The sequence below is a fragment of the Streptococcus sp. GMD6S genome, assembly GCF_000297015.1.
Map to the genome: position 1 here is coordinate 1 of NZ_AJRH01000247.1, position 613 is coordinate 613.

Consider the following 613-nt stretch of genomic DNA (forward strand, 5'->3'; position numbering starts at 1 on the left):
AGCACCGCCATGATACAGGCAATCAAGACTCCCAAGACTAGACCTAGCAAAGCCACTCTCAAAGTCGCCCAACTATGGTGCCAGAGAAATTCTCTGTCACGAACAAAGGACTGGAGAATTTCAAGAGGAGTTGGCAGGATAAACTTGGGTAAAAGTTTGAATATTCCCGCTAACTGCCAGATTGACAAGACTCCTAGAAAACCAAATAGACTAATGTGACGTCTCAGTATACTTTTCAAGTTTCTCATCAATACTTAAAATCTCTCCTACATTTATTTTGACATTGGCAAAGACATTATCTGCCTCTTGCCCAGCCACTTCAAGCGCTTCTTTGAGAATACGCATGAGCTCATCAAACTCTCCTTCCAAAACCGTTTCAAAGGGTGTCACCACCATGGTCACGGACTGAGCTTGCAGATAAGCAATAACCTGATCGATAATAGCAATTCGATCAATCCCCTGTGATAGGGGAAAGACTTGCAAGGCAATGCTTGCTTTCATAAAATCCTCCTCTTCTCGGCTTTCCTTTTGAACAAAAAGAAAAACCTTTGCCATATATGGAAAAGGTGCAGAATTCGGCTAAGTATCGTTCCCTACGCTGGCATTACCCAGA

1 protein-coding gene and 1 pseudogene are annotated in these 613 nt (G+C 42.9%); both read right to left on the minus strand.

Annotated elements, in window-relative coordinates; all coding sequences use genetic code 11:
• Nucleotides 1-248: pseudogene (locus GMD6S_RS09960) on the minus strand (ABC transporter permease); the annotation flags it as partial.
• Nucleotides 211-501 carry a thiamine-binding protein gene (locus tag GMD6S_RS09965; protein WP_000647656.1) on the minus strand — a complete coding sequence of 97 codons (291 nt, stop codon included), beginning with the start codon at nucleotides 499-501 and terminating at the stop codon, nucleotides 211-213. The gene GMD6S_RS09965 and the pseudogene GMD6S_RS09960, both read right to left, overlap by 38 nt.
• Nucleotides 502-613: the final 112 nt, after the last annotated feature.